We start from the raw sequence: 25,702 nt of genomic DNA, 5'->3' as shown, positions 1-25,702 counted from the left end.
TTCGCGAGCAAGCTCGCTCCCACATTGAAATGCGTTCCAATGTGGGAGCGAGCTTGCTCGCGAAAGGGCCGTCAGCCACATAGCAGAATCCTGATCAGCTCACTCGCGCTGCTCAAACCCCTCCCCTATACACCCCAGACATCGCACAAACGCTGCCTTCGCCGGATCCACCACCAACGCCTGGCCCGCATCGCCAATTCCGCCACCCAGCGCAGTAAATGGCAGTGACACGACAAACGCCCCCGCACCGATCACCGTTGCCACCACCAGTAACGGTCGGGCAATCAGCAAATCGCCGAGCATGGCGTAGGCCGGGGGATTCTGGATGGTGTAGCGCGGGTCACCGCTGCCGTTTTCCGTGGCCTGAACGGCCAGACTGGAACACAGCAGCAGCGCAACAACGAAGACTTGCAAGGATTTCATGGCACGATCCTTCGGGCTGAACAGTGAGACAACTCACTATAGACCGTAGGACTTTTTCAGCCGATTGCCTCAGGTCTGGCAGCGCGGGCAGAACACACTGGCCCGCTGACCCAGCTTCACTTCCCGCAGACCAGTGCCGCAGACCTTGCAGTGTTCACCGCCACGGCCGTAGACAAACAGCTCCTGCTGGAAATACCCCGGCTGACCATCACCTCCGATGAAATCGCGCAGCGTGGTGCCGCCGCGCTCAATCGCAGCGGCGAGGATGCGTTTGATCTCGATCGCCAACTTCAGATAGCGCCCCCGGGAAATCCCCCCGGCCTCGCGACGCGGATCGATCCCGGCAGCGAACAGCGCTTCGGTCGCATAAATATTGCCGACGCCCACCACCACTGCGTTGTCCATGATGAACGGCTTCACCGCCATCGAACGCCCGCGCGACAACTGGAACAAGCGCTCGCCATCGAACAGATCGGTCAACGGCTCGGGCCCGAGTCGAATCAGCAGTTCGTGATTGAGCGGATCAGTACTCCACAGCATTGCGCCGAAACGGCGCGGGTCGGTGTAGCGCAGCGCCAGGCCCGACTCCAGTTCGATATCGACATGCTCGTGCTTCAACGCCGGCAAACCGGCCTCGACCAGACGCAAATTGCCCGACATGCCCAAATGGCTGATCAACGTGCCGACTTCGGCGTTGATGAGCAGATACTTGGCGCGGCGCTCGACCAGCACGATGCGCTGCCCCGACAGACGCACATCGAGATCGTCCGGGATCGGCCAGCGCAGGCGCCGGTCACGCACGATCACCCGGCTGACGCGCTGGCCTTCCAGGTGCGGAGCAATGCCGCGGCGGGTGGTTTCGACTTCCGGCAATTCAGGCATGGTGTTCTCGAGTCAATGCGCGCCGAGGTCGCGGATCGTTTGTTTGAGGGATTCGAAGTCGTAATCCGACAACCCTACGTAATCGAGTACCAGCGGCCCGACAGCGTTCCATTCGAAATCTTCGGTCTGATTGCCCAGCACGCGATACGAAGCGCAGATGTGCTCGGCCATCTTCAGGATCGCCAGCAGGTTTTTCAGCTGACTGTTGCGCGACGACTCATCGCTGAAAATCGCCAAGGCATTGTGGTGATTGGCGATGGCCGCGCTGACATGCTCCGGCAGGCGCCACGATTTGGCGGTGTAATAACCGACCACGGCGTGGTTGGTGTTGAACTCACGGTTCTCGGTGTCGACCACCCGGCATTCCGGACTGGCGTTAGCGTAAGCCTGTTCCAGCACCGACATGTAGTTGGGGAAACGCTGCAACATCAACGGCACGCCACAGTCGTGGAACAGGCCCAGAGCGTAAGCTTCGTCACCGGCCTGGGTGCCAACGCGCTTGGCCAGGGTCAGACAAGTCATCGCCACATCCTGAGCGGTGTCCCAGAAACGGTTGAGGGTAACGATGGTGTCGTCATTCATCTCGCCTTTGATCGACTGCGCGTTGATCAGGTTGATGATCGAGCGGCTGCCCAACAGGTTCACCGCGCGTTGAATCGAGGTGATCTTGTTGCTCAAGCCGTAATACGGCGAATTGACGATTTTCAGCAGCGAGCCGGACAGGCCCGGATCCTGAGCGATCAATTTGGCGATCACTTCCAGGTCCGGATCGGGCATGTACTGCTCCATTTGCAGATCCACCATGATCTGCGGTTGCGCGGGCACACTGATGCCTTGCAGCGATTGTTGAATCTGTTCGGTGGTCAGCTCTTGGGACATAAGTACACACTCTGGGACAGGCGGCGATTCTAACCGCTGAAGCATGGGTACGACACACCGACCGGCATATCGGAGGAACTTTCATTCAAGCTCAGGCTTCGGATTTTGTAAGGCCCGATGGACAGTTTCTGTCCGGCACGGCAACAAATCCCCATAGACTCAGGAGCTTATCGATGGCCACTTCCCTCAACGGCAAGCGCGTCGCTTTTTTGGTAACCGATGGTTTCGAACAGGTTGAATTGACAGGTCCCAAGCAAGCGCTGGAGCAGGCTGGCGCGCAGGTCGACATCCTTTCGGCCGAGGCCGGCAAGGTCAAAGGCTGGAATCACGACAAGCCGGCGGACGACTTCAAGGTTGACCAGACCTTTCAGGGCGCCAGCAGCGAGCAGTACGACGCAATCGTCCTGCCGGGCGGCGTGCAGAACTCCGACACCATTCGTATCGATCAGGATGCCCAGCATCTGGTCAAGACCGGCGCCTCCGCTGGCAAACCGATTGCGGTGATCTGTCATGGCGGCTGGTTGCTGATCTCGGCGGGGCTGGTCAACGGCAAGACCATGACCAGCTACAAGACACTCAAGGATGACCTGGTGAATGCTGGCGCGCATTGGGTGGATAAAGAGGTGGTCAAGGACGGCAACCTGATCAGCAGCCGGCAGCCGGATGACATTCCGGCGTTCAATAAAGAGCTGATCGACGCGCTGTCGGCGTAATAGTCAAAACCGCCTTCGCGAGCCCTCTCGCTCCCACATTAGTCTTGTGTCGGTCACAAGCCCTTTGTGGGAGCGAGCTTGCTCGCGAAGGGCCATCAGCGTTTCATCGCCCATCAAACCCGACACAAGTCGCAACACGGTATACTCCCGCTCTTTTTTCCGGAGCGACGTCATGTCCCTGCCTAGCTTGCGCCTCAAAGCCAACGCCGACCGTCGCCTGCGCGCCGGTCACCTGTGGGTCTATAGCAACGAAATCGATGTAGCCGCCACCCCTCTGCACGGTTTTCAGGCCGGCGATCAAGCCATCCTCGAAGCGGCCGGCGGCAAGCCGCTGGGCGTCGTGGCGATGAGCCCGAACAACCTGATCTGCGCGCGCCTGTTGTCGCGCGACGTCAAACTGTCGCTGGACAAATCCCTGCTGGTGCACCGCCTGAACGTTGCTTTGTCGCTGCGCGAGCGCCTGTTCGACAAGCCGTTCTATCGCCTGGTCTATGGCGATTCCGACTTGCTGCCTGGCCTGGTTGTCGACCGTTTCGGCGACATCCTCGTGGTGCAGATCGCCTCGGCGACCATGGAAGCGCATAAAGATGACGTGATTGCGGCACTGACCCAAGTGCTCAAGCCAAGCGGCATCCTGTTCAAGAACGACTCCGCAGCCCGCGACGCCGAAGGCCTCAACCGCTACGTCGAAACCGTCTTCGGCCTGGTGCCTGAGTGGGTTGCGCTGGAAGAGAACGGCGTGAAGTTCGAAGCCCCGGTCATCCAGGGTCAGAAAACCGGCTGGTTCTACGACCACCGCATGAACCGCGCACGTCTGGCGCCTTACGCCAAGGGCAAACGCGTTCTCGACCTTTATAGCTACATCGGTGGCTGGGGCGTGCAGGCTGCCGCTTTCGGGGCCAGCGAAGTGTTCTGCGTCGATGCTTCGGCGTTCGCCCTCGACGGCGTTGAGCGCAACGCGGCCCTCAACGGCTTCGCCGACAAGATGACCTGCATCGAAGGCGACGTCTTCGAAGCCCTGAAAGAACTGAAAGCCAGCGAAGAGCGCTTCGACGTGATCGTCGCCGATCCGCCAGCGTTCATCAAACGCAAGAAAGACATGAAAAACGGCGAAGGTGCCTACCGTCGCCTGAACGAGCAAGCCATGCGCCTGCTCAACAAGGACGGCATCCTGGTCAGCGCATCGTGCTCGATGCACCTGGCGGAAGACAGTCTGCAGAACATTCTGCTGACCAGCGCTCGTCACCTGGATCGCAACATCCAGTTGCTGGAGCGCGGCGGTCAGGGCCCGGATCACCCGGTGCACCCGGCGATTGACGAGACCCGCTACATCAAGAGCATTACTTGCCGTCTGCTGCCTAACAGCTGATTGGCGAATCGGCGGGGAGCCTCAGGGCTCCTCGTTTGCTGTTTACACGCCTGGCATCCCCGCCTCATTGACCTTCGAACTTCGTACTTCCCACATCAAACTTCCGTTTGGCGTGCAGGAAATTTCCTTGCTTCTTTTAGCTATCTAACTTTGTCCCACAAGCTCTTTCCAACCTAAAGATGCGTCCGACAAAATTACTGGAATTTTCCTACTTAATATCCGCTTGCCAATAATCCATTACAAACTATTATTGAGTTGTCACCACGAGGTGGCACTTACCAAACATTGAACAAGGAGTTCACGTTATGAAAGTTATCTCTATGGAAGGCAACAAAATCGCAAACCTGGCTTTTCTCGTAGCGCCTAAAGCCCGCTAAGCAAGTCTAGACGCCGGAGAGTGCCGGCAATCCGGCGTCTTTCAGACTTTCAACCAGAGAAGCTCCCGATATGCACATCAACCCTTACTTATTCATCTTGCCGCGCACGCCTGCTCAAGTTGTCTGGAACTATAAAGACCATATCCAGCACGAGCTGGACTTCGACTATTCATCACGTCTCACCCAATTGATCAGCAATCCCGATTTATTCAATAGTCGCAATACTATAGACATACAACTATTGAATGCAGGGATATTAACCATTTCAGAAACCGACAATACGGAATGGGGTTGGGACGAACTGTCGAAGATCTATCACATCGGCACCCAGAACATCCCATGCAAACATATTCCGCAAAACATTCACGAGTGGAGCAGAGAATATCTGGACCACTGTAACGAAGTATTGGCAGCCCCCTTGCCCGAGGCAGGAAGGGTGCTCGACAACACAACCACGCGAATTGCCCTCCCCACACCCACCACGCCCGATCACGACAACCTGACTCACGTGCTGACTCGTCGCAAAACCTGTCGCTCCTTCACGGGAGCCGCCATTTCCCTCAACGACGTCAGCTCTTTGCTGTACCTGTCTTTCGGCTACCTGCGTGAACGCGACAGCTCTGCAGACGGCATTGCAGAAGGCCTCGATGCGCGACGCAGCAGCCCTTCCGGGGGCGGATTGAATGCCTGCGAGTGTTTTTTGCTGGCACAGAACATCGAGGGCCTGGATCCCGGTGTGTATGCCTACCACCCTGCCGAGCATGTCCTCACCCCTGTGAGCCCATCGCCGCAATGCCCGCTGGGGCAACTGCTCGGCGGGCAGCATTTCATCAACAACCTGCCGTTGGGCCTGTTCATCACCGCTCGCTTCGACAAGTTATGGTGGAAATACCAACATTCGCGCGCCTATCGCATGGCCTTCATCGAGGCCGGTCATCTTTCGCAAACCTTCCAGTTGGTCGCCACGGCGCTGGGCCTCAATACCTGGCTGACCGGCGCGTTTGCCGACGATCAGGTCGAATCCTTGCTCAAGATCGAAGGCAGCGCCGAACAACCGCTGTTCTTTGTCGGTTGCGGTGAAAGCGATGGTCGGGCGATGTGTCAGGAAATGCTCGATTTGTTGCGCGAGGAGCAGGCATGAACGCGCCCATTATCGAACAGGATGAGGCGCCGGTTTCCTGGGCGCTGCGTTTCACTCTCGGCGACTGGAACACTCGCGCGTCGGTGCGCACCAGTCAGCACGACTATCTATTGCCCGATGACGTGCAGCAGCAGTTGCTGACCCGTCACTGGTTTCCGCCGGCCTTCCTGCCCTATCTGGCCCACCCGGCCATCGTCGCCGCAGGCCGTGAGGTCACCCACCGGCTGACAGCCAATCATCTGGTGCACTTTCTCGACTACACAACACTGCTCGAACACCGCATCGTCAACCGCGCTGTCGAGGTAATTGTCCACGGCGAGCTGCCTGCCTCCGTCCCAGGTCGCATGAAAACCGCGGCGCTCCAGCTCTATACCGACGAGGGCTACCATGCCCTGTTCTCCAACCGCCTCGCAGAACAGATCGCCAGTCTGTACGGCTTCACCCACCGCCCTCAGATGCCGTTGCGCATCAGCCGGTTGAACGCCCTGATCGCCCGCACTCCCGACAACAACCGCGCGCTGGCCTGGTTTCTGCTTGGCTTCGTTTCGGAAACCATCATTGCCCGCGAGTTGCTCGATGTCTGCCGCGACACTCTGGTGTCCAGCGTCAACGACATGTTGCGTGATCACCTTGCGGATGAAGCCCGGCACAGCCGTTATTTCGCTGAGGTGTTCCATTACCTGTGGCTGACCATGAACACTCGCCAGCGTACCTACGCGGCCAGAACCCTGCTGAACATCATCGACATTTTCTTTGAGATCGACGAGCAATGGTTACGACAGAGCCTGCGCAGCAACGGCATTGCCGAGCCAGCCATCGATGAAATTCTTGGCAGCCTGACCCACGCGCAAGCCAAACGTCTGCGCGCCAGGACGGGTGCCATCGCTACCCTCGATGCACTGAAAAAGGCCGGTTTCTTCGCGTTGTCCATTAACCGCAAACTGTTCGCCAAGGCAGGACTGTTCGATGAATGACGGAAAACCTGTGGTCACACACCAACAACGACGCGGCGCTGTCAGCCTGTTATTGACCATGGTCCTGCTGGGGGTGTTTCCACTGGATGTGCTGTTGCCGTCGTTCCCGGCCATGGCCGAGCACTTTCGCAGCAGCCCGGCGGATATAGCACTGTCGATCAGCCTGTTCGCCGTCGGCATCGCCTTTGCGCAATTGCTGATAGGGCCCCTGTCGGACGTGATCGGACGCAAGGGCCTGTTACTCGCCGGCATGGCGGTTTCGATGCTCGGCGCGCTCGGTTGCACGATCACCAGCGATTACTCGCTGTTCCTGTTCTTTCGGCTGGTACAGGCAGTTGGCTGCGGCTGCTTCGTGCTGTCCCAGGCGCTGGTGCAGGACCTGTTCGAAGGCGAAGAGCGTGATCGCCTGCGCATCCTGATGGTCACCGCGACGGGGGTTTTCATCTCCGTATCGCCATTGGCCGGGACCTTCCTGCAGGCCAGCCTCGGCTGGCGCGGCAGTTTCTGGGTGTTTGCCGCACTGGCAGCAGCAGTGCTGATCAAGGCGTGGCGGTTTCTGGATAACGGGCGGCCGGTCGCCAGCGGCAGCCCCTTCAAGTTCTTCCAGGCTTATCGACGGGTGCTGGGGGATCGCGATTTCGTTGGCCTGTGGCTGATTTCCGCCTTCGCGTTCGCCTGCCACTTTTCATTCATCGTGATTTCACCGCTGATCTTCATGGATCAACTGCAGCTGTCGGCTTACGACTTCTCACTGATCCTGCTGATCTACGGTGCTGCCTACGTGGTCGGCGGCATTGTCGCCACCGTGCTCAGCCGGCGGATCACGCCCGGCCAGCAGATCATTACCGGACTGAGCCTGATCCTGATGTCGGGGCTGGTCATGCTGACGCTATCGGCCAATGTCGAACTGTCCGCCATCACCGTACTGATCCCGATGCTGATCTGCACCGCTGGCACCACCATCGCACGCCCGGCAGCTACATCCCGGGCCATGGGCCTGTTTGCGGACAACGCAGGCACCTCGGCCTCGGCGGGCAGCACGATCATCTTTATCTGCGGCGGTTTGATCAGCGCCCTGATCAGCCTGAGCCCTGCCAATCTTCAGTCGACGCTGGGCTACTGCTTTGTGCTGCTCAGCGGCGTAGCGCTGGTACTGAACAGCCGCATCAGCGTGCGTGCCCGAAACCTTGAGGCCGCCATCGTTCTGCGGTCGGGAGCAGATTGAACCTGCCGGTCGTCATCCCACACACACCGTCGGCACTGGAACAACACTTTGCGCCATTCCCTCCAGACGCCAGCGGTGTAGAATCGGCAGATTCATCGCCATTCATCCCCGGCGGGTTTATGAGCTCAGGCTGAGACCAGCGGCGATCCCGCAACGTCATCGGCAACTTCCGGACACACGGCCATTTCTGAGTGTTCCAGAGGTCAATAGAAGCTCACTCCCATTTAGTACCTGATTAGCCGCCCGGAGTGCTCCATGCCAGATTACCGCTCGAAAACATCCACCCACGGCCGCAACATGGCCGGCGCCCGCGCACTGTGGCGCGCCACGGGGATGAAAGATGACGACTTCAAAAAGCCGATCATCGCCATTGCCAACTCGTTCACCCAGTTCGTACCGGGCCACGTGCACCTGAAGGATCTGGGCCAACTGGTCGCCCGTGAAATCGAACGCGCTGGTGGCGTAGCGAAAGAATTCAACACCATCGCCGTGGATGACGGCATCGCCATGGGCCACGACGGCATGCTGTATTCGCTGCCGAGTCGCGAGATCATCGCCGACTCCGTCGAGTACATGGTCAACGCCCACTGCGCCGACGCCATCGTCTGCATCTCCAACTGCGACAAGATCACCCCAGGCATGCTGATGGCTGCATTACGCCTGAACATTCCGGTGATTTTCGTTTCCGGCGGCCCGATGGAAGCCGGCAAGACCAAACTCGCGTCCCACGGCCTCGACCTCGTCGACGCCATGGTGATCGCCGCCGACGAAAGCGCTTCTGACGAGAAAGTCGCTGAGTACGAGCGCAGCGCCTGTCCGACTTGCGGTTCTTGCTCCGGCATGTTCACTGCCAACTCGATGAACTGCCTGACCGAAGCACTGGGTCTGGCCTTGCCGGGCAACGGTTCGACCCTCGCCACCCACAGCGACCGCGAACAACTGTTCCTGCAGGCCGGCCGTACCATCGTCGAGCTGTGCAAGCGTTACTACGGCGAGAACGACGACTCGGTACTGCCGCGCAACATCGCCAACTTCAAGGCGTTCGAGAACGCGATGATGCTCGACATCGCCATGGGCGGTTCGACCAACACCATCCTGCACTTGCTCGCAGCTGCCCAAGAGGCCGAAATCGATTTCGACCTGCGCGACATCGACCGTCTCTCGCGCAGCGTTCCACAGCTGTGCAAGGTTGCGCCGAACATTCAGAAGTACCACATGGAAGACGTGCACCGCGCCGGCGGCATCTTCAGCATCCTCGGTTCGCTGGCCCGTGGCGGTCTGCTGCACACCGACCTGCCGACCGTACACAGCCGCAGCATGGAAGAAGCCATCGCCAAGTGGGACATCACCCAGACCACCGATGAAGCGGTGCATCACTTTTTCAAGGCTGGCCCTGCCGGTATTCCGACCCAGACGGCATTCAGCCAGTCGACCCGTTGGGAAACCCTGGATGATGACCGTGAAAACGGCTGCATCCGCAGCTTCGAACACGCCTATTCGCAAGAAGGTGGTTTGGCCGTGCTGTACGGCAACATCGCCATCGACGGCTGCGTGGTGAAAACCGCCGGTGTCGACGAATCGATCCACGTCTTTGAAGGCAACGCGAAGATCTTCGAAAGCCAGGACAGCGCCGTACGCGGCATCCTTGCTGACGAAGTGAAGGCTGGCGATATCGTGATCATTCGCTACGAAGGCCCGAAAGGCGGCCCGGGCATGCAGGAAATGCTCTACCCGACGTCGTACCTGAAATCCAAAGGCCTGGGCAAAGCTTGTGCGCTACTCACTGACGGGCGTTTCTCCGGCGGTACTTCGGGTCTGTCCATCGGTCACGCTTCGCCAGAAGCAGCGGCCGGCGGTGCGATCGGTCTGGTGCAGGACGGCGACAAAGTGCTGATCGACATTCCGAACCGCTCGATCAACCTGTTGGTCAGCGATGAAGAACTGGCGGCACGCCGCGCCGAACAGGACAAAAAAGGCTGGAAACCGGTCGAGATCCGCCCACGCAAAGTGACCACCGCACTCAAGGCCTACGCCCTGCTGGCGACCAGCGCCGACAAAGGTGCTGTGCGTAACAAAGCGATGCTCGACGGGCTGTAAGCATCAAATCGCAGCAATAAAAATGCCCCGCCAAGTGCGGGGCTGATCGTTCCCACGCTCTGCGTGGGAATGTCTCAAGGGACGCTCCGCGTCCAGTGACGCGGAGCGTCACGGGCTGCATTCCCACGCAGAGCGTGGGAACGATCAAAGATCGCAGCCTTCGGCAGCTCCTACAGGGGATTCTGGGGGTTATTGAATCTCCTCCGGTTTAACGATCACCCAATTCTTGTCCGCCGTCACCGGCAACCCTTCTTTCGCCTGCGCCGCCGCGTGCTTGGCCATCATGCCGTTCAGCTGCGTCATGTATTTGTCCTTGCGGTTGATCCACAAGTGAATCCCGCCTTTGGCCACGTCGACATCGTGGAACAACATGTAACCGTCGCTGGTCGGGGTATCGCCACCGACCAAGACCGGTTTTTTCCACTCATCGATGTAGGTCAGGATTGCCGCGTGTTTGCCGGCCATCCACGTCGCCGGTGTCCACAGATACGGCGTCAGCTCAAGGCCGAGGTTGGCCTTCTCGTCATATTTGCCGGCAGTGATCTGCTTGCGCGCGGTGGTCAGTTCGTTGGTCTCGCGGTTCTTCAGCAGCGTGGTCACGCCGATGACGTTCTGCGGTTTGACGTTGTAGCCGTACTTCGGATCCGCCGCGACCATACGCACCAGTTCTTCAGAAGCAGCGGTCATCACGTAGACCTCGATACCGTTCTCCATCAGCTTGTTGTACAGCTCTTGCTGGCCGGTGAAGATCTTCGGCGGATTGACGTCGAGCTTTTTAACCACGTCGCCTTCGTAATACGTCGCCGGTACCGGTTTACCCGAGGCCATCAACTCATCGACGTAGCCCTTAAGCTCCTTGAGGGTGAAACCGGAGAACACCTGCGCCACCCATGGGTAGCAGACCATGTCGTCAACTTCGCACAGGCGATAGTAATAACTGAACAGGCTTTCCTTGTGGTCGGCGGTGTCCTTGAACGGCATCAGTTTCAGGGAGGGATCGAGTTTGTCGCGGGTGATCAGGCCCTTGTTTTCCATGAACGGCAGCAAGGATTCTTCAAGGTCGTAGCGGTAACTGGTGTTGTCCATGTCGAACACTGCGTAGTTACCTTTGTTGGCATTGGCAGCGATCATCGCGTCCAGTGCCTTGGCTTGATCCGCCGGCCAGTGTTTCAGGTCGGTGGCGAAGGCCTGAGTGGCCAGGCCCATGCCGACAGTCAGTGCGACCGCCAGAAATTTCGGTGCGAACTTCATAAGCCTCTTCTCCCTGATTCAAAGAGATCGACGCTAACAAATAAGTGTGACATTCCTCGTCTGCCAGCGACCGCTCACGCCCCTGTTTGCGTCAAATGCATTGCCGAGAGCGACACGCGCTTATTCCAAAAACGACGGACACCCTGCGATTTCGGTATTAAATCATTGCAAATCAAACTGTTAGGCTTGCCGGTTCGCAGTTGCCCAAGAGTGCGACTGGCACAAGTCTTATCGGAGTTTTCATGAATCTGCCGCTGATCCTCAATCTGCTGGTGTTCCTCGCCCTGCTCTTCGGTCTGGCGCAAACCCGCCACACCTCGTGGAGCCTGGCGAAAAAAGTACTGCTTGCCCTCGCGCTGGGCGTGGCCTTCGGCGTCGCGCTGCACACCGTTTACGGTGCCGGCAACCCGGTGCTGAAAGCGTCGATCGGCTGGTTCGATCTGGTCGGCAACGGTTACGTGCAGTTGCTGCAAATGATCGTCATCCCGCTGGTGTTCGCTTCGATCCTCAGCGCCGTGGCGCGCCTGCACAACGCGTCGTCGTTGGGCAAGATCAGCTTTCTGACCATCGGCACCCTGCTGTTCACCACCGCGATTGCCGCGCTGATCGGTATCGGCCTGACCAACCTGTTCGGCCTCACCGCCGAAGGTCTGGTCGCCGGCACCCAGGAAATGGCCCGCCTGCAAACCATTCAAAGCGACTATGCCGGCAAGGTCGCCGACCTGAATGTGCCGCAACTGCTGCTGTCGTTCATCCCGCAGAACCCCTTTGCCGACTTGGCCCGGGCCAAGCCGACCTCGATCATCAGCGTGGTGATTTTCGCTGCATTCCTCGGGGTTGCCGCGCTGCAATTGCTCAAGGATGACGTCGAAAAAGGTCAGAAAGTGATCAACGCCATCGACACCCTGCAAGCTTGGGTGATGCGTCTGGTGCGCTTGGTGATGAAGCTGACCCCGTACGGTGTGCTGGCGCTGATGACCAAAGTGGTCGCCGGTTCCAACTTGCAGGACATCATCAAACTCGGCAGTTTCGTCGTGGTGTCGTACCTCGGTCTGGGCCTGATGTTTGTCGTGCACGGTTTGCTGGTGTCGGCGGCCGGGATCAACCCGCTGCGCTTCTTCCGCAAGATCTGGCCGGTGCTGACGTTCGCGTTCACCAGCCGTTCGAGTGCAGCGAGCATTCCACTGAGCATTGAGGCGCAGACCCGTCGTCTGGGGATTCCGCAATCGGTGGCCAGTTTCGCGGCGTCGTTCGGTGCGACCATCGGCCAGAACGGCTGCGCAGGTCTGTACCCGGCGATGTTGGCGGTGATGGTTGCGCCAACCGTGGGTATCAACCCGCTGGATCCGCTGTGGATCGCGACGCTGGTGGCGATTGTCACGTTGAGCTCGGCCGGTGTGGCCGGTGTCGGTGGCGGCGCGACATTCGCCGCACTGATCGTGCTGCCGGCGATGGGCTTGCCGGTGTCATTGGTGGCGTTGCTGATTTCGGTTGAGCCGCTGATTGATATGGGCCGCACGGCGTTGAACGTGAGTGGTTCGATCACGGCCGGTGCGATTACCAGTCAGGTGATGCAGCAGACGGATAAAGAACTGCTGGATGCCGATGAGCATACGGAGTTGGCGCAGGCTTAACCCAGACGATCGTTCCCACGCTCCGCGTGGGAATGCAGCCGGTGACGCTCCGCGTCACTTGGACGCAGAGCGTCCGTTGAGGCATTCCCACGCAGAGCGTGGGAACGATCTACAGATACCGTGTAGGAGCTGCCGCAGGCTGCGATCTTTTAGGCTTTTTCCCAGACTTCGAAGTTGTACGCCGGCTTATCTTCAACCGCCGGGTTTGCAACATTTGAAACCAGCTTCCACTGCTTCAAATCAAACTCCGGAAACCACGCATCCCCTTCCGGGCTCAGCGCCACTCGGGTCAAATACAGACGATCCGCCTGCGCCAGCCCTTGCGCGTACAACTGCGCGCCGCCAATCAGCATCAACTCATCGACGCCCTGTGCCTTCGCCCACTCTTCGGCGCGAACCACGGCGGCTTCCAGCGACGGATAAACTTCCGCACCTTCGAGCACCAGATCGGCCTGACGGCTGACCACGATGTTCAGGCGCCCCGGCAACGGCCGACCGAGCGAATCCCAGGTCTTGCGACCCATGATGATCGGCTTGCCCAAAGTCGTGGCCTTGAAGTATTTGAAGTCGCCCGGCAGGTGCCAGGGCATGCTGTTGTCGACGCCGATCACGCGGTTTTCACCGAGGGCTGCGATCAGGCTGAGGGGGAGTGATTTAGTCATGCCGGCGAGGATACCAGAGCCGCGCTTACCCCGATAAGCGCCACAGCGGTTATGCTCAGCGCTCAATGAAGCGACGGGACGCCGCGTGACTGAACTGACTCCACTGCAAAACCTTTGGCTCACCGAAACCGTGCGCCTGCGCGAAGAACACGCAGGCGCGCTGGATGACCTGGAAGCCAATCGTCTGGCCCGCACCGCCGGCGGCGATCTGCCGAGCCGCATTCAATGCCGGGCGTTATGGCTGGCGGAACGCGACGGGCTGACCCATGCCCTCAAACACTGGCTGCAAGGCGCGCGTCTGGCGCTGGTGTTGTTGATGATCTTCGCGGTGTTGAGCGGCGCCGGCCTGGCCTTTGCAGCGTTGGGACAAACCCCGGTCAACGTGTTCTGGGCCTTGGGCAGCCTGCTCGGGCTGAACCTGATTCTGTTGCTGAGCTGGTTGCTGGGATTGATCTTTGCCGGCGAAACCGGCGCCACCCTCGGGCGATTGTGGTTATGGCTCAGCGAAAAAATGGCCCGCGATGCCAAAGCCGCGCAACTGGCGCCCGCCCTGCTGCTGATGCTGCAACGCAAGAAACTCAATCGCTGGGCGCTCGGCACATTGGTCAATGGCCTGTGGTTGCTGGCGATGCTCAGCGCACTGATTCTGCTGCTGACGCTGATGGCGACCCGACGCTACGGCTTCGTCTGGGAAACCACGATTCTCAGCGCCGACACCTTTATCCATGTCACCCACGCGCTCGGCTACCTGCCGTCGCTGGTCGGTTTCAACGTGCCGACCGTGGAAATGATCCGCGCCAGCGGCGACGGCGCGCTCGACATCGAAAGCGCGCGTCAGGCCTGGGCGACTTGGCTGGTCGGCGTGTTGGTGGTGTACGGTGTGCTGCCGCGTTTGCTGCTCGCGCTGTTTTGCTTTTGGCGCTGGAACAGCGGCAAAGCCGCGCTGCGTCTGGACTTGAACCTGCCCGGCTACGCGCAATTGCGCGAACGCTTGATGCCGACCAGCGAACGCCTCGGCGTCAATGATCCGGAGCCTGCGCAACTGCATCGCGTCGAAAGCAGCGTCGGCGAACTCGCCAGTGAAGGCGCGCTGCTGGTTGCCATCGAACTCGATGAACAACGGCCGTGGCCGCCCGCGCTGCCGAAAAATGTCAGCAACGCCGGCATTCTCGACAGCCGCGAATCGCGCCATAAACTCCTCGAACAATTGAGCCGCTTTCCGCCAGCACGCTTGGCGATTGCCTGCGATCCACGACGCTCGCCGGATCGCGGCAGCCTCGCCTTGATCGCCGAACTGGCGCGCAACGCCGGGGAAACTCGCGTCTGGCTGTTGCAAGCGCCACCCGGTGAAGCATTGGATGCCGAACGCCTCGGCGACTGGCATGTTGCCCTGCAACAACTGGAGTTGCCGTTTGCCGATTGCGCGCCGCTGAACTGGTTGGAGACTGGCCATGACTGATGCCTGGAAAGCGCCGCTGAAACTCGCGGTGGTCGGCCACACTAACGTTGGCAAGACCTCACTGCTGCGCACGCTGACCCGCGATGTCGGCTTCGGCGAAGTCTCCCATCGCCCGAGCACCACGCGGCATGTCGAAGGCGCGCGTTTGTCGGTGGACGGTGAGCCGTTGCTCGACCTCTACGACACGCCGGGGCTGGAAGACGCCATCGCCCTGCTGGATTTTCTCGAACGTCTGGAACGCCCCGGCGAACGCCTCGATGGCCCGGCGCGACTGGCGCGGTTTCTCGACGGCAGCGAGGCGCGCCAGCGTTTCGAACAGGAGGCCAAAGTGCTGCGGCAACTGCTCGCCTCCGACGCCGGTCTTTATGTCATCGACGCCCGCGAACCGGTGCTGGCCAAATATCGTGATGAGCTGGAAGTGCTCGCCAGTTGCGGCAAACCGCTGCTGCCGGTGCTGAATTTCGTCAGCAGCGCCAACCATCGCGAGCCGGATTGGCGTGAAGCGTTGGCGCGGCTGGGGCTGCATGCGCTGGTGCGTTTCGACAGTGTGGCGCCGCCGGAGGATGGCGAGCGGCGGCTGTATGAAAGCCTCGCGCTGCTGCTGGAAAACGCCCGGCCACAACTCGAACGATTGATTGCCGATCAACAGGCGCAGCGCCTCGCCCGCCAGCAAGGTGCGGCGCGATTGATTGCTGAGTTATTGATCGACTGTGCGGCTTGTCGGCGCAGTGTGGTCAGCGAGGCCGAGCAGGAACAGCAGGCCATCAGCGAACTGCGCAAGGCTGTGCGTCAGCGCGAGCAGAAGTGTGTTGAGGCGCTGCTCAAGCTGTATGCGTTTCGCCCGCAGGATGCGGCGGCGAGTGATTTGCCGTTGCTCGATGGGCGCTGGGGCGATGACCTGTTCAACCCGGAAACTCTCAAGCAACTCGGCGTGCGCGTGGGCGGTGGGATTGCTGCCGGTGCGGCTGCTGGGGCTGGTGTGGACTTGCTGGTTGGCGGGATTACCCTTGGCGCAGCGGCGTTGGCAGGGGCGATTGCCGGGGGTGCGCTGCAGACGGCGCGCAGTTATGGCAGTCGCTTGCTCGGCAAGATCAAAGGGCAGCGCGAGCTGACGGTGGATGACGGGGTGTTGCGGCTGTTGGCGTTGCGCCAGCGGCAGTTGGTGTTGGCGCTGGATCAGCGTGGGCACGCGGCGATGGATGCGGTTCAAGTGGCGACGCCGCAGGACAAGACCTGGCGCGAGGGAAAGTTGCCGGAAGCGCTGAACAAGGCGCGGGCGCATCCGCAGTGGTCGTCGTTGAATCCACAGGCGAAGTTGAATCAGGCGGAGCGGCAGGAGCAGATTGAGTCGTTAGCCAAAGAGCTCTAGTGCCTGACCTGGCCCCATCGCTGGCAAGCCAGCTCCCACAGGGATCTCGCTGATCACAAAATTGTATTCACCGAAAAACCTGTGGGAGCTGGCTTGCCAGCGATGGCAGCAACCCGGTTCCAAGACCTAAGCAGCCAACAATCGCGCCGCTTTCTCCTTCAATACGGCCAGATCAATCACCGGCACCGCCCTCTCCTTGGCCAGCTCATCCCACTGCCTCATCCGCAGGCTGACGGCACACAACGGATCGCGCTCAAACACATCCGCCTCCGCCGCCGTCATTACCCCACCCTGATACGCCAGCGTCCGCCGGCTCGCCTCGCTCAACCGCTCGAAATACCCCGGCTCACGCAACGTCAGATACCGCTTGGCCTGCACGTGATATTCCACCAAACGCGCCAGCCGCTCACTGAAACCAGCCTCGCGCAAATAATCCGCGCCGAGCCGTTCATGGCTGACCACGCCATACCCGCCCATGTTCTCCGCGCCTTCGGCACACAGATGGCCGATGTCATGGAAGAACGCCGCCAGCACCACTTCATCATCAAAGCCCTCGGCGATCGCCAGTTCGGCGGCCTGGGACATGTGCTCGATCTGCGACACCGGTTCGCCGATGTAATCGCTGGTGCCAAAACGCTCATACAGCGCGAATACCTTGGCGACGGTTTGCTCGTGAGCTGTCATCAAATTTCCTCCAGCAACTGCGCAACGTTGTGCTCGGCCATCGCCGGGCCGACGCTCATGCCGACGCCGGTGTGCATCAGCGCCACACTCAGCCCCGGTGCCGGGCGCAAGAAAGAAAACGGCCCCGGCCCCCGAGAACCATAGACGCCCTGCCAGCGCTCGACCACTTGCACCTTGCAGCCGAGCGTCTGTTCGGCCAACTCGATCATCCAGTTATCGACTTGCTCGGCGTTGAACGGTGAAGGGTCGCTGCCGTAATGGTGCGAGTCGCCGATGATCAGTTCGCCGTAGGGCGTCGGGCTGATCAGCAGGTGGATACCGTTGTCGTGCAGATGCGGTTGTTCGCGCAGGATCTGCGCCTGCACCGCCGCCGCTTCCGGCAGATCGGCGAAGGCGCCGTAGTGCACGCAACTGAGGCCAGTGAGCAAAGCGTGTTGCAGATTCAGACCGATCAGCGGTTTGGCGCGGAGCATTTGCAGGCGGCAGATTTGTGGGTCGAGTGCGGCAATCGGTTCGGCCAGCAAGGTCTGATAGTCGTGGCCGGAGCAGACGATGATCTGCCTGGCGGTAAAACTGCCGGCGGTGCTGTGAAGGTGACCGGGTTCGACGTCGCGCACCAGCGTGGAGAAGTGAAACTCGACGCCGAGGTCGCGGCGCAGATAGTCGATCAGCGCTGGGATCGCTTCACGCGAATACAGCTGTTGATCATCGATGCCGTGGAGGGCGGCGCGATGATGGCTGAACTGGCCGTTGTACAGATCGCGCAATGCGTCGCCGCGCAGCAGGTCAACGTTGTAACCGTGCTCCACGGCGCGGCCGTTGCAGAAGGCTTCGAGCAGGTCTTCTTCGGCTTCGGTTCTGGCGAAAAGATAAGAGCCGTTGCGCTTGATTTGCAGACCGGCGAGTTGCGCCCAGTCGCCCCAGATCTCGCGGCTGGCCTTGGCCAGTTCGAGCATCGGGCCCGGTGGTTGGCCGGTGACCAGGGCCTGGCCAAAGTTGCGCACCGAGGCGCCGAGGGGTGTGGCGGTGCGTTCGAAAACAGCGACTTTGAGACCGCGTTTGGCGGCGGCGTAGGCGTGGGACAGGCCAAGGATGCCGGCGCCTACGATCAGCAGGTCTTTGTGTTGTGTCATGAAGCTACCTCAATGCTCGTTCCCACGCTCCGCGTGGGAATGAATACCGTGACGCTCCGCGTCACAGGGACGCGGAGCGTCCTAGGCTGCATTCCCACGCGGAGCGTGGGAACGATCAGCAGAGCGAGGGAACGATCGGCAACGGTTACTTGGCAGCGACTTTCTCGGACTTGCCGTCATAGCGCTTGCGCCACTCGGTCAGAATCTCGTCGCGATTCTTCGAAGCCCAGGCGAAGTCGTTCTTGATCAAACGCTGCTCATAATCCGCCGGCAATTCCGTCTGCGGCTTGGCGATCCCCGGCTGCGCGAGAACAGCAAAGTTCTCTTTGTACAGATCCATCGCCTCAGCACTCGCCGAGAAGTCCGCCAGTTTCTTCGCCGCCTCTTCATGCGGTGTGCCTTTGATCACGGCGGTGGCTTCGATCTCCCAGCCCAAGCCTTCCTTCGGCAGGATGATGTCCAGCGGCGCGCCTTGACGCTTCAGCTGTACCGCCGGGTATTCAAAGGAAATGCCGATCGGGAATTCCCCCGCCGCCGCCAGTTTGCAAGGCTTGGAACCGGAGTGAACGTACTGGCCGATGTTCTGGTGCAGGCCATCCATGTAGGCCCAGCCCTGCTTCTCGCCGAAGGTCTGCAGCCAAGCGCTGACGTCGAGGAAACCGGTGCCGGACGACGCCGGGTTCGGCATGACGATCTTGCCCTTGTACTCAGGCTTGGTCAGATCCTGCCAGCTCACTGGCTTGGTCAAACCCTGTTTCTCGGCCTCGACGGTATTGAAGCAAATGGTCGCGGCCCAGACGTCCATGCCGACCCACGCTGGCGGGTTGGCGGCGTCGCGGTAGTTCGCGCCGATCTTGCCGAGATCCTTCGGCGCGTAGCTTTGCAGCATGCCTTGCTGATCGAGGATCGCCAGGCTCGAAGCCGCCAGGCCCCACACCGCGTCAGCCTGCGGACGGGCCTTTTCGGCGAGCAGTTTGGCGGTGATGATCCCGGTGGAATCACGTACCCATTTGATCTCGACGTCCGGGTTGGCCTTTTCGAAGGCTTCTTTGTAGGACTTCAATTGCTCGGCTTCGAGGGCGGTGTACACCGTCAACTCGGTTTTTGCCGCGAAGGCATTCAGGCTGAAAGTAGCGAGCACAGCAGCGGCCAGGGCCATAGGCTTGAACATGATCGTTTTCCTGTAATGAGTTGAACGGGGTTGGAATCAGTGACCGGGCGCGGTTTGCCGCCAGGCTTGGGAACGGCGCAGCAAGCCGCGCGAGGCCCACGCCAGCAGCAAGGACACGCCCGCCGAGGTGAACAGAATCAGGGTCGACATCGCCGCCGCGCCGCCGACATTGCCGGCGTCATCCATGTTCAGCACCGCCACCGCCGCGAGGATGGTGTCGGGGCTGTAGAGGAAGATCGCCGCCGACACCGTGGTCATCGCCGAGACGAACAGGTAGCGCACGATGTCGAGCAGTGCTGGCAGGCAGATCGGCACGGTGACGCGCAGGTAGTGGCGGTACAGCGGCGCCTTCAGCGACAGCGCGGCAGCTTCGAACTCGGCGTCGAGTTGGCGCAGTGCGGTGGTTGCAGTCATTTGTGCGGTGGTCAGGTAGTGCGCAATGGTGCAGACGATCAGCAGCGTCATCGTCCCGTACAGCACATGCAGCGGGTTGCCCGTGAGGTTGAAGAAGAAGACGTAACCCAGACCGAGCACCAGCCCCGGCACCGCCATCGGCACAAAACTGAGCATGCGCAACGCCAGGTTAAGCCCGCGCTGATCGCGGGTTTTCTCCATCAGATAAGCGCCGGTGAAAATCAGCACGCTGCCGATCAACGCCGTGCCCAGCGCCATTTTCAAACTGTTGCTGTAAGCCAGCCAGCCACCGCCAGCGGTTTCGTTGAACTGGTAATGATTGAGCGACAGCGACAGGTTGTACGGCCAGAACTTCACCAGCGACGAAAACACCGCCATGCCGAACACCAGAATCAACGCGGCGCTGATCAACACAACAATCGCCAGATAGCAGCCGTCGCGCAGTTTCGACGGTGCCGGTTTGAACACCTGCGCCCGCCCGCTCATGGAGTCGCCGTGACGCCGACGCAGCCAGGCATCGACGCCGAAGCTGAACAGCGCCGGCAGCAACAGCACCATGCCGATCAACGCGCCGCGACCGAATTGCTGCTGGCCGACCACGGCTTTGTAGGCCTCCAGCGCGAGCACTTGATAGTCGCCGCCGACCACCACCGGCACACCAAAATCGGTGATGGTCAGCGTGAACACCAGACAGAACGCGGCGAACACAGCCTGCCGCGTCGCCGGCCAGGTAATGCTGCGAAAGGCTTTCGCCGGACTGGCACCCATGCTCGACGCCGCATCGAACAATCGCGCATCGGCCAGCGACAACGCCGAGAGCAAAATCATCAGCGCGTGCGGAAAGGTGTAAATCACCTCGCCCAACACAATCCCCCAGAACCCATAGATGTTGTCCGAGAGCAGGCCGCGCAACATGCCTTGGTTGCCGAACAGATAAACCAGTGCAATCCCCGGCAGCATCGACGGCGCCATCAGCGGCAGCAGAGAAATCCCACGCCAGATGCCCTTCGCCGGAATCATCGTGCGTTGCAGCGCGTAGGCAAACAGGTAGGCCAGCGGTACGACGATGGCCGCGACGCTGAGGGAAACCTTCAGGCTGTTGCCGAGCAGCCAGTGGAAATTCTCGCTGCTCACCAGCTCCTTCGCCGCGATCCAGCCACCGCCCTGCCCGGCTTCACTGCTGAAGCCGCGCCAAAAGATCGCCAGCAACGGCAGCAATACCGCGACGCCGAGTAACAGCAGCAGAAGGACTTTGCCGCCGACGACAAAGATGCGATCGCCGATCTCGGCTTTGGAGGTCTGTCGCACCTGTTTGTGCGGTAGCGGCAGCGCGAGGTTGCTGTTCATCAGGCAAACACCTGCAGGCTGCGCGGCGGCAAGGCGACCATGATCTGCTGGGCGCCGAGGCGTGGCATGGCTTCCGGGGTGAGTTCGGCGAGCAAGGCGTGGCCCGGCAATTGATCGAGTTCGAAGCTCATGCGGCAGCGGTTGCCGAGGAAGGTGATCTCGCGGACTTTGGCCGGGAACAGGTTTTCTTCGTGCACCGGCGGATTGACATTGATCGCTTCCGGACGGCAGAACAAACGACCCGAAGCACGCTGGACGCTGCCGTCGCTGAGGCGCAGGTTCATTCCGCCGACCTGCGCGTGAGTGTCGCTGCTGCGCTGGAATGGCAACCAGTTGCCCTGGCCGACAAACTCGGCCACAAACGGCGTGGCCGGGCGGTTGTAGATTTCCTGCGGCGTGGCGTATTGCTCGACGCGACCGTTATTCATCACGGCGATGCGGTCGGCCATCAGCATGGCTTCGTCTTGATTGTGCGTGACCATCAGCGTGGTGATGCCGAGGTTGCGCTGCAGTTGGCGCAGTTCGGTGCACAGATGCTCGCGAACACGAGCGTCGAGGGCCGACATCGGTTCGTCGAGCAACAGCAGCGACGGTGCCGGCGCCAAAGCGCGGGCCAGCGCGACACGTTGCTGTTGGCCGCCGGACAATTGGCCGGGGTACTTTTTCTCGCTGCCGGTGAGGCCGACCAGCTCCAGCATCTGGCCGACGCGGCGGCGCACTTCATCGCGACCGCTGCCGGCGAGACCGTAGGCAATGTTCGCTTCGACGGTCAGATTAGGGAACAGCGCGTAGGACTGGAACAGAATCCCGTAGTCTCGAGCTTGCGGGGCGAGGTGCGAGACGTCGCGGTCGCCGAGGTACAGCTCGCCGCTGTCCTGTTTCTCCAGACCGGCGATGCAGCGCAGCAACGTGGTCTTGCCGCAGCCCGAGGGGCCGAGCAGGCACACCAGTTCACCGGCGGCGACGTCGAGGGAGACGTTATCCAGCGCAGTGAACGCGCCGAAGCGTTTCTGCACGCCGCGCACTTTCATCGGCGCACCGGGGTTGGTCAGGGCAGTTGCGATGGCAGGATTCATGGGCAGACCTCATCAAGCAGATGAGGCCAATCCTAGAGTTGTAATGCGTCCGTCATGTGGCAACGAGGCAAAAACGGCCGATAGTGGTATTCGGGGATTTTGGTTCACCACCGATCGTTCCCACGCTCTGCGTGGGAATGCCTCATCGGACGCTCCGCGTTCGGCTCTTGGGACGCAGAGCGTCCCGGGCTGCATTCCCACGCGGAGCGTGGGAACGATCGTTACGCGGGGGACATTTCCTGGGCCAAACCGAGGAACGCCGCCGGCAACCGCGCGCCCTTGCGCTCTTTCAGGCAATACAGATATTCAGGAATCTGCGGCGCATTCTCGATGGTCAGCACGCGCAACTGCGGATCATGCGGCACTTCCTGCCGCGCAATAATGCTGATGCCGATATTGCGCAACACCGCCTCACGAATCGACTCACGGCTGCCAATCTCCAGCAGCGGCCCGAAACTCACCCCGGCAGTCGCGAGCAACTCTTCCGTCAGCCGCCGCGTGGTCGAACCCGACTCGCGCATCAACAGCGTATGCCCGGCCAACGCGCTCAACGCCACATGCTCCTGCGCCGCCAGCGGATGATTGCGATGCACCGCCAGCACCAGCGGATCCGTCCCGAGCACCCGACGAATCAACCGCGCGTCATCGAGCAATTGCGACGACGCAGCGATGTCCACGCGGTAATCCTCCAGCGCTTCGAGCACTTGCTGCGAGTTACCGATTTCCACCGACACTTCCACCTGCGGCAAACGCTCGCGAAAGGTCTTCACCAGATCGAGGATGTAATACGGCGCCGTCGCGGCGATGCGTAACGTGCCCTGCACTTGGCCGCTGTTGCGCAGGAAGAATTCGATGTCGGCTTCCTGCTGCAACAGCGTTTTGACCATCGGCAGCAACCGCGCGCCTTCGTCGCTGACGCTCAAACGCCGGCCGCCACGGTAGAACAACTCCACCGAATACTGATTTTCCAGATTACGGATCTGCGTGGTCACGGTCGGTTGGCTGAGGCCGAGTTTTTTCGCCGCCAGCGTGATGCTGCCCAGGCGGGCGACCATGTAAAACGCTTTCAGCTCGGCACTCAGCACAACCTTACCTCATCTATTTGCGCAGCAGGCGCAAACCGTTGAACACCACTAACAGGCTCACGCCCATGTCGGCAAACACCGCCATCCACATGGTGGCGAGCCCGGCGAAGGTTACCGCAAGAAAGATAGCCTTGATCACCAGGGCCAGTGCGATGTTCTGTTTCAGGATACTGGCGGTATTGCGCGACAGGCTGATGAACGCGGGGATCTTGCGCAAATCGTCGTCCATCAAGGCGACATCGGCGGTTTCAATGGCGGTGTCGGTGCCGGCAGCGGCCATGGCGAAACCGATCTCGGCGCGAGCCAGCGCCGGGGCGTCGTTGATGCCGTCGCCAACCATGCCGACCCGTCGACCCTGTGCATACAGATCTTCGATGGCTTGCAGTTTGTCGGTCGGCAGCAAGTCGCCTCGGGCCTCGTCGATGCCGACCTGCGCGGCAATCGCCTGAGCGGTGTGGACGTTATCACCGGTGAGCATCAGGGTTTTCACGCCGAGTTCGTGCAACTGGCGGATCGCTTCGCGGCTGGTTTCCTTGACGGTATCGGCCACGGCGAACAGCGCCAGCGGCCCGGAACTGTCGAGCAGCAACACCACGGATTTGCCCTGTTTCTCCAGCGCGAAGAGTTTTTCTTCCAGCGCTGGCGAACACAGGCCGAGTTCTTCGACCAGACGATGGTTGCCCAAATGATAGATCTGGCCGTTGATTTCGCCTTTGACACCACGCCCGCCCAGCGCTTCGAAGTTATCCACAATCAGCGCGGCGAAGTTTTTATCCACTGCGGCGTTGGCGATGGCCAGCGACACCGGGTGATCGGAACGTCCGGCCAATGCCGCAGCGATGGCCAGCGCCGTGGCATCGGCTTTCGCGTCGAGAGACAGGTAATCGGTCTGCACCGGTTTGCCGTGGGTGATCGTGCCGGTTTTATCCAGCGCCAGATAATCGAGTTTGAAACCGCCCTCCAGGTACACGCCGCCCTTGACCAGAATGCCTTTGCGCGCCGCTGCCGCGAGGCCGCTGACGATGGTCACCGGAGTGGAAATAACCAGTGCACAAGGGCATGCAACCACCAGCAACACCAGCGCGCGATAGATCCAGTCGAACCACACGGCACCCATGAACAGCGGCGGAATGATCGCCACGGCCAAGGCAAACACGAACACCACGGGCGTGTAGATTTTCGAGAATTGATCGACGAATCGTTGGGTCGGTGCGCGCGCGCCTTGGGCCTGTTCGACGGCGTGGATGATTCGCGCCAGGGTCGAATTGTTCGCCGCTGCGCTGACCGCGTACTCCAGCGAACCGGCCTGGTTGATGGTGCCGGCGAACACTTTGTCGCCGATGGTTTTTTCTACCGGCAGGCTTTCCCCGGTGATCGGTGCCTGATCGATGGTCGAGTTGCCGCTGAGCACTTCACCGTCCAGCGCAATGCGCTCGCCGGGTTTCACCCGCACGCGGGCGCCGAGTTCGACGCTTTTCACCTCCTGCTCAATCCAGCTGCCGTCAGCCTGCAACACCGTGGCTTGCTCTGGCGTCATCTGCATCAGGCCGCTGATCGCGTTGCGCGCACGGTCCAGCGAACGTGCTTCGATCAGTTCGGCGACGGTGAACAGGAACATCACCATCGCCGCTTCCGGCCACTGGCCGATGAGGATGGCACCAGTCACGGCGATGCTCATCAGCGCGTTGATGTTGAGGTTGCGGTTCTTCAGGGCGATCCAGCCCTTTTTGTAAGTCGTCAGGCCACCGCTGAGGATCGACACCAGCGCGATGATCGCCACCACCCAGCTTGGCGCGGCGTTGGTGAAGTGAATGACTTCAGCGGCGAGTGCACCGACGCCGGACAACGCCAGCGGCCACCAGTGCTTTTTCACCGGCGCCGGGGCTGGCGAATCGACGCCCGCCTCCAGCGGCTCGGCGTGCATGCCGAGGGATTTGATCGCCTCAACGATTGGCTCGGTACCCGGCAAGTTATGGGTAACGCCGAGCACGCGGTTGATCAGGTTGAATTCCAGTTGCTGCACACCGGCGAGTTTGCCGAGCTTATTCTGAATCAGCGTCTGCTCGGTCGGGCAGTCCATCGCCTCGATGCGGAAACTGCTCAGACGCGCGTCGGCAGTGGTTTTCTCGCTCAGCTGCACCAACGCAGGCGCGGCCGCTGTCGACGAGCAGCAGGCGTCTTCGTGCGAATGAACCGGTGCCGGCGCAGCGGCTTTCGACCCGCAGCAAGAATCGCCGCCATGGGCATGCTGATGCACAGGCTGCAATTTATGACTGTGTTCGTGCCCGTCGCCGGGCTTGTGGGTGTGCTGGGAATCGCTCATTGGTCGCGTCCATG

21 protein-coding genes are annotated in these 25,702 nt (G+C 60.7%); 9 read left to right on the top strand and 12 right to left on the bottom strand.

Annotated features, from left to right (window positions below):
* Window positions 1-99 precede the first annotated feature (99 nt).
* The 3 genes from EJA71_RS14940 to EJA71_RS14930 all read right to left on the bottom strand — a co-directional run bounded on the left by EJA71_RS14940 (window position 100) and on the right by EJA71_RS14930 (window position 2,130).
* On the bottom strand, window positions 100-423 hold the full coding sequence (locus EJA71_RS14940; RefSeq protein ID WP_158958059.1) for a multidrug transporter: 324 nt from the start codon (window positions 421-423) through the stop codon (window positions 100-102).
* Window positions 424-492: 69 nt separating this feature from the next.
* The gene (gene mutM / locus EJA71_RS14935; RefSeq protein WP_158958057.1) at window positions 493-1,305 is read right to left on the bottom strand and encodes a bifunctional DNA-formamidopyrimidine glycosylase/DNA-(apurinic or apyrimidinic site) lyase; all 813 of its coding nucleotides are present in this window, start codon (window positions 1,303-1,305) and stop codon (window positions 493-495) included.
* 12 nt (window positions 1,306-1,317) lie between these two features.
* The gene (locus EJA71_RS14930; RefSeq protein ID WP_178113700.1) at window positions 1,318-2,130 is read right to left on the bottom strand and encodes an HDOD domain-containing protein; all 813 of its coding nucleotides are present in this window, start codon (window positions 2,128-2,130) and stop codon (window positions 1,318-1,320) included.
* 227 nt (window positions 2,131-2,357) lie between these two features.
* Between EJA71_RS14930 and EJA71_RS14925 the strand changes: the two genes are divergently transcribed.
* From EJA71_RS14925 to ilvD, 6 genes are all read left to right on the top strand, one after another.
* Window positions 2,358-2,897, top strand: coding sequence for a type 1 glutamine amidotransferase domain-containing protein (locus EJA71_RS14925; RefSeq protein ID WP_158958053.1), 540 nt, complete (start codon window positions 2,358-2,360; stop codon window positions 2,895-2,897).
* A 172-nt stretch (window positions 2,898-3,069) separates the two neighbouring features.
* Window positions 3,070-4,266: a class I SAM-dependent rRNA methyltransferase gene (locus tag EJA71_RS14920; protein ID WP_158958051.1), complete on the top strand. Its 1,197-nt coding sequence runs from the start codon at window positions 3,070-3,072 to the stop codon at window positions 4,264-4,266.
* A gap of 447 nt (window positions 4,267-4,713) precedes the next feature.
* Window positions 4,714-5,784, top strand: a complete 1,071-nt coding sequence (locus tag EJA71_RS14915) for a SagB family peptide dehydrogenase (protein ID WP_158958049.1) — start codon at window positions 4,714-4,716, stop codon at window positions 5,782-5,784.
* Window positions 5,781-6,758 carry a diiron oxygenase gene (locus EJA71_RS14910; protein ID WP_158958047.1) on the top strand — a complete coding sequence of 326 codons (978 nt, stop codon included), beginning with the start codon at window positions 5,781-5,783 and terminating at the stop codon, window positions 6,756-6,758. The genes EJA71_RS14915 and EJA71_RS14910 overlap by 4 nt, the downstream gene beginning before the upstream one ends.
* Complete coding sequence (locus EJA71_RS14905; protein WP_158958045.1) at window positions 6,751-7,983, top strand: multidrug effflux MFS transporter; 1,233 nt, start codon at window positions 6,751-6,753, stop codon at window positions 7,981-7,983. Before EJA71_RS14910 ends, EJA71_RS14905 begins: the two co-directional genes overlap by 8 nt.
* A 255-nt stretch (window positions 7,984-8,238) precedes the next feature.
* Window positions 8,239-10,080, top strand: coding sequence for a dihydroxy-acid dehydratase (gene ilvD, locus EJA71_RS14900; protein ID WP_158958043.1), 1,842 nt, complete (start codon window positions 8,239-8,241; stop codon window positions 10,078-10,080).
* 189 nt (window positions 10,081-10,269) lie between these two features.
* Here the strand turns inward: ilvD and EJA71_RS14895 are convergent, their stop codons facing one another.
* On the bottom strand, window positions 10,270-11,331 hold the full coding sequence (locus tag EJA71_RS14895; protein ID WP_064116295.1) for a hypothetical protein: 1,062 nt from the start codon (window positions 11,329-11,331) through the stop codon (window positions 10,270-10,272).
* A 242-nt stretch (window positions 11,332-11,573) separates the two neighbouring features.
* Between EJA71_RS14895 and EJA71_RS14890 the strand changes: the two genes are divergently transcribed.
* The gene (locus tag EJA71_RS14890; protein ID WP_158958041.1) at window positions 11,574-12,965 is read left to right on the top strand and encodes an L-cystine transporter; all 1,392 of its coding nucleotides are present in this window, start codon (window positions 11,574-11,576) and stop codon (window positions 12,963-12,965) included.
* Between the two features lie 149 nt (window positions 12,966-13,114).
* Here the strand turns inward: EJA71_RS14890 and EJA71_RS14885 are convergent, their stop codons facing one another.
* Entirely contained in the window at window positions 13,115-13,627 is a 513-nt protein-coding gene (locus EJA71_RS14885) for a dihydrofolate reductase (RefSeq protein WP_158958039.1), read from the bottom strand.
* Between the two features lie 85 nt (window positions 13,628-13,712).
* Here EJA71_RS14885 and EJA71_RS14880 point away from each other — a divergent pair, with 85 nt between their 5' ends.
* Window positions 13,713-15,086 carry a DUF2868 domain-containing protein gene (locus EJA71_RS14880; protein WP_158958037.1) on the top strand — a complete coding sequence of 458 codons (1,374 nt, stop codon included), beginning with the start codon at window positions 13,713-13,715 and terminating at the stop codon, window positions 15,084-15,086.
* Window positions 15,079-16,455, top strand: a complete 1,377-nt coding sequence (locus EJA71_RS14875) for a GTPase/DUF3482 domain-containing protein (RefSeq protein ID WP_158958035.1) — start codon at window positions 15,079-15,081, stop codon at window positions 16,453-16,455. Before EJA71_RS14880 ends, EJA71_RS14875 begins: the two co-directional genes overlap by 8 nt.
* A gap of 126 nt (window positions 16,456-16,581) precedes the next feature.
* On the opposite strand, the gene EJA71_RS14870 is transcribed toward EJA71_RS14875, so the two are convergent.
* From EJA71_RS14870 to EJA71_RS14840, 7 genes are all read right to left on the bottom strand, one after another.
* Entirely contained in the window at window positions 16,582-17,139 is a 558-nt protein-coding gene (locus tag EJA71_RS14870; protein ID WP_158958033.1) for a phosphonate degradation HD-domain oxygenase, read from the bottom strand.
* Window positions 17,139-18,272: a TIGR03364 family FAD-dependent oxidoreductase gene (locus EJA71_RS14865; protein ID WP_158958031.1), complete on the bottom strand. Its 1,134-nt coding sequence runs from the start codon at window positions 18,270-18,272 to the stop codon at window positions 17,139-17,141. The genes EJA71_RS14870 and EJA71_RS14865 overlap by 1 nt, the downstream gene beginning before the upstream one ends.
* Before the next feature lie 145 nt (window positions 18,273-18,417).
* The gene (locus EJA71_RS14860) at window positions 18,418-19,443 is read right to left on the bottom strand and encodes a putative 2-aminoethylphosphonate ABC transporter substrate-binding protein (RefSeq protein ID WP_007912988.1); all 1,026 of its coding nucleotides are present in this window, start codon (window positions 19,441-19,443) and stop codon (window positions 18,418-18,420) included.
* Between the two features lie 36 nt (window positions 19,444-19,479).
* A complete protein-coding gene (locus EJA71_RS14855) occupies window positions 19,480-21,204 on the bottom strand; it encodes a putative 2-aminoethylphosphonate ABC transporter permease subunit (protein ID WP_158958029.1) in 1,725 nt (574 codons plus the stop codon).
* Complete coding sequence (locus EJA71_RS14850; protein ID WP_158958027.1) at window positions 21,204-22,280, bottom strand: putative 2-aminoethylphosphonate ABC transporter ATP-binding protein; 1,077 nt, start codon at window positions 22,278-22,280, stop codon at window positions 21,204-21,206. The genes EJA71_RS14855 and EJA71_RS14850 overlap by 1 nt, the downstream gene beginning before the upstream one ends.
* Window positions 22,281-22,501: 221 nt before the next feature.
* Window positions 22,502-23,365, bottom strand: a complete 864-nt coding sequence (locus EJA71_RS14845) for a LysR family transcriptional regulator (protein WP_158958024.1) — start codon at window positions 23,363-23,365, stop codon at window positions 22,502-22,504.
* A gap of 13 nt (window positions 23,366-23,378) precedes the next feature.
* A complete protein-coding gene (locus EJA71_RS14840) occupies window positions 23,379-25,688 on the bottom strand; it encodes a heavy metal translocating P-type ATPase (RefSeq protein ID WP_158958022.1) in 2,310 nt (769 codons plus the stop codon).
* Between the last annotated feature and the right edge of the window lie 14 nt (window positions 25,689-25,702).

The organism is Pseudomonas sp. PB106, from assembly GCF_009764645.1.
In the GTDB taxonomy this organism is placed as follows: domain Bacteria; phylum Pseudomonadota; class Gammaproteobacteria; order Pseudomonadales; family Pseudomonadaceae; genus Aquipseudomonas.
This window is presented reverse-complemented; position numbering and strand designations above follow the sequence as displayed.